The sequence below is a fragment of the Cnuella takakiae genome (assembly GCF_001953305.1).
GTDB lineage: Bacteria > Bacteroidota > Bacteroidia > Chitinophagales > Chitinophagaceae > Flavisolibacter > Flavisolibacter takakiae.
The window spans coordinates 5,440,006-5,447,412 of sequence record NZ_MTFE01000010.1 but is presented as its reverse complement, the minus strand read 5'-3'; the positions used below and the strand labels follow the sequence as shown (position 1 = coordinate 5,447,412).

Sequence of the window (7,407 nt, the reverse complement as noted above, 5' to 3'; positions counted from 1 at the left end):
GCAGGCCCCGCCGGTAAAGTGGGCGGGTTAAAAGCCATCGGCGGGTTTGAGTTGGTAGCTATGGAGTGGAAGGAAGGCAGGCTGGTACGGGCCGTGCTGCGCTCCAACCTGGGTGGCAACCTGCGGCTGCGGGTACCTAATGCCCTGAAGCCTGCATCCGGCGGCGCTTTGAAAAAAGCTGCCGGTGCCAACCCCAACCCTTTTTTCCAGGTAGCGCAGGTGCCCGATCCAAAAGTATCAGCCGAGGCAAAGACCGGTACGCCGGAACTGAAGAACACCTATTTATATGACCTGCCCACCCAAAAAGGGCAGCTATACACCCTGGTTGCCTTATAGGCACCCAAACATTTTTTTGTGCTTAACCCATTTGTGATGAAACGAACCTTGGCCTTACTGGCACTTTCCGTTAAACTGTTTTCCAGCCCCGCAGCGGCCCAGACCACTACGCTGCCCAACCCCATCCTGACGGGTTTTTATCCCGACCCGGCAGCAGTGCAGGTAGGCTCCGATTATTACCTGGTGAACTCCACCTTTTCCTATTTCCCCGGATTGCCTGTATTCCACAGCAAGGACCTGAAGAACTGGAAGCAGATCGGTAACGTGATTGACCGCCCTGCGCAGATGAACTTCCTGGGCCAGCGCATGACCCGCGGGCTTTTTGCACCCGGTATTGCCTACCATAAAGGCACCTATTATGTTACCTGCACCAATATCGACCACCGCGGCAACTTCGTGGTGACGGCGAAAAGCCCGGCAGGCCCCTGGAGCGACCCCGTGTGGCTGCCCGAGGTGCGCGGCATCGACCCCTCCCTGTTTTTTGACGGAGACAAAGCCTATATCCTGTACAACAGCGATGCCCCTGACCGCAAACCCCTGTACGATGGGCACCGCACCATTCGCATCTACGAGTTTGACCCCGTAAACCTCAAAGTGGTAGGCACGGAGCAACAGCTGGTAAACGGCGGTGTGGACATCAGCAAAAAGCCGGTGTGGATTGAAGGACCGCACATCATGAAAAAGAACGGCTGGTACTACCTCTATGCCGCCGAAGGCGGTACCTCGGTCAACCACTCGCAGGTGGTGTTCCGGAGCAAATCGGCCCTGGGGCCCTATGTGCCGTACGAAAACAACCCCATCCTCACCCAGCGCGACCTGCCCGCCGATAGGCCCAATCCCATCACCTCGGCTGGTCACGCCAACCTGCTGGAAGGCCCCGATGGAAAGACCTATGCCATCTTCCTGGCGGTGCGCCCCTACAGCGATAATTTTTACAATACAGGCCGCGAAACCTTTATCGCCCCGGTGACCTGGAAGAACGACTGGCCGGTTGTAGATCCCGAACACAAGGAACTGCAGTATGCCTATACCGCCAACTATAAGGAAGTAAAGCAAAAGGGCGCCCTGCCCCAGAGCGGCAACTTCAAATACACGCTCAGCTTTGAAAAGGAGCTGGACCCTGCCCTGCTCTTTATGCGGAGCATCGACAGTGCCTCCTTTAGCCTGGGCAAAGCGGGTCTTACCCTCAACCTGAAGCCGGCCACCATCATGGAGCTGGGCAACCCCTCCTTTGTAGGCAAACGCCAGCAGCACATCAACTGTACCGTGGAAACAGAGCTGAACTTCAGCGCCGGCTCCGAAAAAGAACAGGCAGGCCTGGTGGCTTTCCAGGATGAGCATCATTTCTATTTTATCTCCAGATCAAAGGACAAAGGCGCTGATGTGGTGCAGTTGTTCCAGGGCAATACCAACGGCAAAACCATGGACCTGGTGGCCCAGGCGCCCTTGGCTGCAAACGGCAATAAACTCCTGCTCCGCATCAAGGCCGAAGGGCCTGCCTACAGCTTCTATTTTTCCGAAGGCGCCAACAACTGGAAGCCGCTGAAAGAAGGAGTAGATGGCAAATTCCTCAGCACCCAGGTAGCCGGTGGCTTTATCGGTGTTGTATTTGGCATGTACGCCACTTCCAATGGCGCAACGAGTACCAACAAAGCTTCTTTTAAATCGCTGACTTACGCAGGCAATGACCCGGCGCTGAACCTGCAGGGAAGCAAAGCGGAAAACAAGACCGCCGCAGGGCCGATTCGTTGATAGAAGATGGATTGCGGTTTGCGTGCCTGCACATGCAGCAGGCGGTAGCCTGTAATTACCAGCTTGGCACCCGGATGCCTGGCAGTAAATTCAATTGACTGCAGGCCAATTGAATAGCGGAAGGGTAGAAGCCGGTGTTTGCCCCTAGATACAGTTTGAACGGCATTTGCCCCACTATATCGTTGAGGTTTTATGTTCCAGTTCTTTTGAATAAAGCCCATGTGCTTTTTATGATTAAGGGGAAAGAATATTTAGCGGTGGGTGTCTTCGGGCACCCGCCAATGTGCAAGGGAAGCGATCAGGTGGCATAAGCCGGCTTGCATATCTTAACGCTACATCTGCAGGTAATGAGGAAGTTTCAAAAATTATCCCTTTTTTGTTTAGCAACCGTTTTGGTGTTTGCTATTTCCTGCCAAAAGGAAATAGATTGTTACCTGTGTAACAAACCACCGCTTGCTGATGCAGGTGCAGACCAAAAAGTCCCCGATGGTCAAGACAGTGTTCTTTTGAATGGAAGCGCCTCAACCGACCCGGATGGAAAAATAGTAGCATGGCTGTGGACGAAACTTACCGGCCCGGCAAGCTTTGCGATCGTTAATGCAAAATCACCGGTCACTTCTTTAAAGAATCTTGTGGCAGGCAATTATATCTTGGAGTTAGAGGTTACAGATGAAAGGGGCGCATCGGCAAAAGATACGGTTCAAATCATTGTTGCCAACACTACGGTCAACCGCCCGCCCGTAGCCGATGCCGGGCCCGATAAAACTATCTCACTGCCAAACAGTACCACTACGCTCGACGGCAGCAATTCGACAGACCCGGACGGCAATATTGCATCCTACAAATGGTCGATGGTATCCGGGCCTTCAGCCGCGGGTATTACCCAGGCAAATGCAGCAACAACGCAGGTGTCCGGTTTAACCGAAGGGTTGTATCATTTTGAATTGTTGGTAACCGATGCCGGTGGATTGTTTGCACGCGACACGGTGCAAGTAACCGCAAGCGCACCCCCTGCTGTATTAAGCTGCGGCGAAGCAAACCGGCAAATCATAAACGCCAGGCTGGTACCGTTTGCCAAACTTTCTGAGCCCAGTAGCGGCATGGCTGTAGCTGCAGCCGGAAACATTATTGCTTTTGCAGGTGCTTCGCTATCGGGCAATCCCGCTAATTACGGATCATCGGCCGTACATATCTATAATACGGGCACAGAAACATGGTCGGCCGCCACACTGAGTGCATGGCGGGCAGACATTGCAGTGGTTGCAGCAGGTAATAAAATATTCTTTGCAGGAGGCCGGTTGGGGAATGCAGGGGCGTACAATTATTTTTCAACGGTTGACATATACGATGTAGCGACTAGCAAGTGGTCAGTAGCACAATTAAGCCAGGCACGCGCCTATATTGCAACAGCTACGGTAGGGGATAAAGTATTCTTTGCCGGCGGCGAACAAGAGTGGCCCCTTCCCGTAAGTGACAGGGTAGATATTTACAATCTTAGTACAGGTACCTGGTCAACAACCTCTTTGAGTGTGCCGCGCAATGGTTTGACCGCTGTGGCAACAAACAACAAAGTTTTATTTGCAGGTGGTAGTAATCAGCTTGGAGGTATGCATACCGTTACGGACGTGATAGATATTTATGATAATGCCACCGGCTCCTGGACCACATCCAATCTTAATGAGCCGAAAACATTTTTTGCGGGTATTAATGTAGGTAATAAAATATTTTGGGCTGGCGGCTACGATGAGTCTGGTAATCCGACCTGCAAGGTGGAAGTAAGGGACCTGGCTGCACAAACAAGCGCAACTGCATTTTTGTTTCACCCATTTTCGTATGTCTCGCACCAGGGGCAAAACGCGGTGGTCAGGGATAATAAGATCATATGGTTCGCAACCCTGGACCCGTTGAATGGGAACGCAACACAGCAGTTCAATATTTATGACCTTGCTACCGGCAGATGGGCAATAGGAATGCTGCCTTACAAAATCAATGGTGCATCAGTGATATGTGTGGATGATATCATTTATGTAGCCGGAGGCAGTGTAAACGGCAGGATGACTGACGAGGTACGGAAGCTTGAGTGGTAACGATTCAGGTAAGCCTATTTTCAATGATAATTTTCTTTCATCCTATGGTGGGTAATCCCCAAACCTCTCTGGTGGTAAGTAGTGAGGTATCGCCCAACCGAGACTTCTTTATGATACCGTATCAACCAAGCACACCACCAAAGTCTCGTAGAAACAGTTGTGTAATAGAGGTCCTTGTTTAAAAGATTCCAGTTTTCCTGTTTGCATAAAGCTGCTCATGCTGGGCTTGAGCCTTTTACTTGTTTCTTGTTAGCCAGAACTTACCCCTGCCGGGTTATACAGCTTTATCGTATCCCGGGGTGCGAAGCTATCAGCCTTTACCGTTCGTTTTTGGCCTGCTTTCCGAACAACTTCACTCCTTTACTGCAGTAGTGCTGCGCTCACCAACAGCTTGATGCAACTATCCATTAGTCCAATGCAGGCCTGCACATTAAAGGAACCGTCGGTTGCCAACATGATACCTGATAATTTCTGCTCTGCCAATTGGCGTTCTGCCTCCAAACGCCAATGCAATAAAACATTTGTACCATCATTTTCAACATATGAACAGGCTTCCGGGATATGCAGCGGCTATTTTTGAAGCCTTGTCGATCTATAACAAACAGGTTTTGAGCAGCTATCAAAACAGCATGGGTCACAGGAAAATGTGTGTGTTAAAAAAAGTTCCCGATCCAGGTACTACTACTTCAAAGAGTTAATCCAGGTAGCCGGTTACTTTTTTACATGTACGCGTGTAACGATTTGCAACGGTTTCGATAACGATGATTGCTTGAACGGTATTTAACCAAATACGCTGTCCATATGAGATATAACAATGCTTGTGTTCCTAAGACACTCTTGTACCCTTGTAGTACCAGTAACCTATTACTGACTGCTCTTACTGGCTATCCCATTGAACAAATAAGTTATGCTTCCGTACGGTTGTCTGCCGGGAATCTTCCCGCCGAGGTATAGTGACTGTTCTGAACTGTATAGCTGTTTCACTTCTTTTCCCCAGCCATAATTCAAATTAAAAAAAGACCAACATGATGCTTGCCTTACACTTAAGGAGATGGCTTCTTCCTTGTGCGGTGCTGATCATGGCACTTGCCTTGAGCTTGCCGCTGTCAGCACAAAATTCCCGTGTGGTTCAGGGTGTGATCCTTGATCCCCAAGAAGCTCCCGTTGTGGGGGCAACGATCCAGGTTAAAGGAAGTACGAATATTACCAAGAGCGATAGCAAGGGTATGTTCTCCCTGACTGTGCCCGGTAATAACCAGGTATTGGTGGTGAGCTTTGTGGGTAAACTGACCCAGGAAATAGCCATCGGCAACCAAACCAATATTGCTGTTACCCTCGCCAATAACACCGCCGAAATGGATAACGTAGTTGTGGTAGGCTACGGAAAACAGAAAAAGGAAAGCGTGGTGGGTGCCATCACGCAAACTTCAGGTAAAGTACTGCAGCGCGCCGGTGGTGTATCCAATATTGGTGCAGCCCTTACCGGTAACGTACCCGGTGTGATCACCGTGCAAGGTACGGGTATGCCAGGCCTGGAAGACCCCCAGATCTTCATCAGGGGCCAGGGAACCTGGAACGCTGCCGGCCCGCTGATCCTGGTAGATGGTGTTGAACGTTCTATTAACGGTGTGGACATCGGTTCGGTGGAAAGCATTTCTATTTTGAAAGATGCTTCTGCAACCGCTGTATTTGGTGTGAAAGGCGCCAACGGTGTTGTGCTCATTACCACCAAGCGCGGTGTGGAAGGCAAAGCCAACATCAATGTAATTGTCAATTCTACGATTAAAGTTCCTTCACGCCTGCCCGAGAAGTATGATGCCTACGATGCCCTGATGATCCGCAACCGGGCCATCGAGCGGGAACTGGCCGTAAGCCCCGGCTCCTGGCAGGATTACACCCCGCAGTCTATCATTAATAAGTACCGTTTCCCTGCCAACCAGGCGGAGGCAGAACGCTACCCCAATATCAACTGGCAGGACGAGTCGGTGAAGAAAATGGCTACCGCACAAAACGCCAACGTGAGCATCTCCGGCGGATCGCCTTTTGTAAAATACTTTACGTCGGTGGATGTGTTGCATGAAGGTGATATCATGAAGATACCCGGCAATGGTAAAGGTTATAAGCCGGGCTTCAACTACGACCGCCTGAACCTCCGCGCCAACCTGGACATCAAAATAACCAAGTCGACCACCCTGTCCACCAACCTTGCCGGTATGTTTGGCAAAAGACAAACCACCTACAGCGGGTTCGAGTATGCCTGGTACCAGGGCATTTACGGCAACGCTCCCGACCTGTTCTACCCCAGGTATAGCGATGGCTCTTATGGATATTACCCCAACGATCCGGTGGCTACCAACAACCCCGCCCTCATCCTGGGCAACAACGGTGTGCGCAACGAAAAGACCACCCAGATGACCACCGATTTTGTGCTGGCACAAGACCTGAGTGCGCTGGTAAAGAACCTGACCTTCAGGGGTACCTTTTCCGTGGACAACCGGTTTTTTGCGGTAGGCGGCATCACCGATGGCGGCAGTGCCGTTACCAAATGGATCGATCCCAATACCGGTGCCGTACGCTTTGGCAATACGGCGGGTATCAACCAGTTTGATTATGTAGTACCGCAATGGGGCGTGGCCGCTGATGCTTTCGAAAACAATTCAACTGCAAGGAGAACCGTTTACCAGGCGCAGCTGAACCACTCGGCAAAGCTGGGCAGGCATAACATCACCACCATGGGCTTGTTCATGCGCAACGAAAGTGCAAACGGCAGTGCCTTCCCCGACTTCCGTGAAGACTGGGTGTTCCGGAGTACCTACAATTTTGCCAACCGCTATTTTGCCGAATTCAACGGCGCCTATAATGGCTCGCAAAGGTTTGGCCCCGATTACCGCTTCGAATTTTTCCCTTCTGCGGCTATCGGCTGGACCCTTACCAACGAGCAATTCATGAAAGACCTGCGTTGGGTTTCTTCACTCAAACTCCGTGCATCGTACGGGCAGGTGGGTAGCGACCAGATCAATGGCAACTACCTGTACCTTACCCAGTGGGGCTTTGGTGGCGCAGCCCGCCTGGGCGATAACAACAACAACGCCAACAGTCCCTACCAGTGGTTCCGCGAAAACGTAATTGGCAACCCGAACATTCATTGGGAAACCGTTACCAAGGCCAACCTCGGTTTGGATTACTCCCTGTTCCGGGGCTTGTTAGAGGGTAGCATCGAACTGTACCGCGA

4 protein-coding genes are annotated in these 7,407 nt (G+C 51.2%); all 4 read left to right on the top strand.

The window, feature by feature from the left end; genetic code table 11:
• A partial coding sequence (locus tag BUE76_RS24955; RefSeq protein ID WP_394333545.1) for a glycoside hydrolase family 95-like protein occupies positions 1–336 on the top strand: 336 nt, incomplete at its 5' end.
• A gap of 36 nt (positions 337–372) precedes the next feature.
• Positions 373–2,088, top strand: coding sequence for a glycoside hydrolase family 43 protein (locus BUE76_RS23175; RefSeq protein WP_073038902.1), 1,716 nt, complete (start codon positions 373–375; stop codon positions 2,086–2,088).
• A 347-nt stretch (positions 2,089–2,435) separates the two neighbouring features.
• A complete protein-coding gene (locus BUE76_RS23170; RefSeq protein WP_083596264.1) occupies positions 2,436–4,175 on the top strand; it encodes a Kelch repeat-containing protein in 1,740 nt (579 codons plus the stop codon).
• Between the two features lie 1,166 nt (positions 4,176–5,341).
• Positions 5,342–7,407 (top strand): SusC/RagA family TonB-linked outer membrane protein (locus tag BUE76_RS23165; protein ID WP_254049541.1); only part of this gene is annotated, 2,066 nt, incomplete at its 3' end.